The following is a 2,543-nucleotide window of genomic DNA, read 5'->3' as shown; positions in this document are numbered from 1 at the left end:
TCTCGCCGTTGCGGGTGGGTACCGCCCGCCGGGTGGTGCCGCGCCTGCGGTGACCGGGCCCGGCCGCGCGGTGCGCCTGGCGAGGCGGTGACACAACGGTGGTCAGCGCTGGCGCTCGGTGCGGAGCCACCTCACCGACCAGTTGGCGCACCGCGGCGGAATCGGCGGCGACATCCTGGGGAGTCACCCGGATCCCAGCGCTGCGCAGCAGGGCGCGTGCATGCGCGCGCTGTTCGGGTAGCACCACGGTCACGACGTCACCTGCGTTTCCGGCTCGCGCCGTACGTCCCGAACGATGGAGATAGGACTTGTGCTCCATCGGCGGATCGATGTGGACCACCAATTCGACGTCATCGACGTGCACGCCGCGCGCGGCGATGTCGGTTGCCACCAGTACCCGGGCATCTCCCGCCGCGAATCGAGCAAGATTGCGGTCGCGGGCAGGTTGAGAAAGGTTGCCGTGCAAGTCAACTGACGGCACCCCCGCGTCGGTGAGCTGCTTGGCCAGCTTACGCGCCTGGTGTTTGGTGCGCAGGAACAGGATTCGGCGGCCGGTGCCGGAGGCGAGTCGGTGCACCAGCTCTTTTTTGGCCTCCGCACTGGCGACGTGGAACACGTGGTGAGTCATGGCGGAGACAGGGGAGTTGGCTTCGTCGACCGAATGCAAGACCTCGTCGCGCAAGAAGCGGGTGACAAGTTTGTCAACGCCCTTGTCCAGCGTGGCCGAGAACAGCAGCCGCTGCCCGGAGGCGGGTGTGGCGGCCAGGATTCGGGTCACCCCGGGCAGGAAGCCGAGATCGGCCATGTGATCGGCTTCGTCGATGACCGTGACGGCAACGTCGTCCAGGCTGATCAGCCGCTGCTTCATCAGATCTTCCAGCCGGCCTGGGCAAGCCACCACGATGTCGATGCCCGACTTGAGCGCGGCTGCCTGGCGGGATTGCGGCACACCGCCGAAGATGGTGCCGACCCGCATGTGATGCGCGGCGGCCAACGGCTGCACCGTGGCGGTGATCTGAGTGGCCAGCTCACGGGTCGGCGCGAGCACCAATCCCGACGGGCGCAAGGGGCGCCGGCTACGCCCTGCAAGGCGGCTTACCAGTGGGATAGCGAAAGCCAACGTCTTGCCACTGCCCGTCTTTCCGCGACCGAGCACGTCGCGGCCGGCAAGGGCATCAGGAAGCGTCGCGGCCTGGATGGGAAACGGATGAGTGATGCCGCGGGCCGTCAGCGATGTGACGATCGGTTCGGGCGCGCCGAGGTCGGCGAAGGTTGTGCTGCTGGTCAAAGTTCGTGCCTTTCGGGGCATGCGGTCCCGGTCCGCGGTGCGGCTCGGGTACCAATGGCGAGATTGCCGGAGGGCAAAATCGATCGCCGCAAGACATGCTTGTGCGGGACGCACGTGTCAACTGGGTTTGGCTGCGTCCGGGATTCGGACTGGCAACAGTGGGACAACTAAGCGTTTCACGACGTCGCTGGCCTCACCTACCGGTTGCCAGCGTTGCCGTCAGCTTACCGCACCCGTTCGGTGAACACTCAATCGGTGATCTCAGCAGGAAATGAAATCCGGGGCACGCTGATCTTCGGGTGAAGAATTGCGCGACGGCACAAGCGAAATCACGCGCAGACGCAGAACACCTCGAAGCACCCGGCGCTGCAGAAAACTAGCTGCTGCGTTACGGCGGCGTCCGGTAATGTAACGCGCATGGAGCGGCGTGTCCTGGAAGCGATTATTTATGAACGCGAACCGCCGATTGCGCGAATCATTTTGAACCGCGTCGACAAAGCCAATACCAAAGACGCGGTTCTGGTCACCGAAGTCGATGACTGCCTGCACGAGGCCGACCGCGATAAAGAGATCAAGGTCGTCATCCTCAAGGCCAACGGCAAGGGTTTTTGCGGGGGGCACGTGGCTCGGTGGGGGCCGGAGGAAAATCCGTATCCCGATTTCGGTGAAACGTTTGAGGATCTGTACAAGGGCACCGCCGACCTGTTCCTGTGGCCGACGTTGTACCTGTGGGAGTTCCCCAAGCCGACGATCTCCCAGATCCACGGTTACTGCATGGGCGGCGGTATCTACCTGGGCCTGTTGACCGACTTCTGTGTTGCGTCGGATGACGCGTATTTCCAAATGCCGCTTGCGCAAAGCCTCGGCGAGCCCGGCGGGCACACCATGATCGAGCCGTGGCTGCTGATGAATTGGCACCGCACCATGGATTGGCTGCTGCTGGCGCCGACCTTATCGGCCCAACAGGCGCTGGACTGGGGACTGCTCAACAGAGTGGTTCCCCGCGAAGACCTCGAGGACACCGTCGAGGACATGGCCCGCAGAATCGCGCAGATCCCTTTGACCACCCTGATGGCGGTGAAGAACAACGTGAAGCGCGCCTGGGAGCTGATGGGTATGCGGGTGCACCTTCAGGTCAGCCATATCTTGACCAACATGGTGGGTGCGGCTTCCGACGTCCAGGCGCGCCGGGCCGAACTGATGCAATCGGGCATGAAGCCGCGCGATTTCATCGGTCGAGAGGGATCCGACGCAT

General features: G+C 64.0%; 2 protein-coding genes. One reads left to right on the top strand and one right to left on the bottom strand.

Annotated elements, in window-relative coordinates; all coding sequences use genetic code 11:
- Positions 1 to 1,288 (bottom strand): DEAD/DEAH box helicase (locus A9W95_RS10395; protein WP_067411758.1); only part of this gene is annotated, 1,288 nt, incomplete at its 3' end.
- A 417-nt stretch (positions 1,289 to 1,705) separates the two neighbouring features.
- On the opposite strand from A9W95_RS10395, the gene A9W95_RS10390 reads away from it, so the two are divergent.
- Positions 1,706 to 2,543, top strand: an 838-nt coding sequence (locus A9W95_RS10390) for an enoyl-CoA hydratase-related protein (protein ID WP_067411754.1), incomplete at its 3' end; no start/stop codon positions are given.

Source organism: Mycobacterium sp. 1423905.2, from assembly GCF_001673155.1.
In the GTDB taxonomy this organism is placed as follows: Bacteria; Actinomycetota; Actinomycetes; order Mycobacteriales; family Mycobacteriaceae; genus Mycobacterium.
The sequence above is the reverse complement of the archived record's forward strand: the minus strand, read 5'-3'. Positions and strand labels throughout refer to the sequence as shown.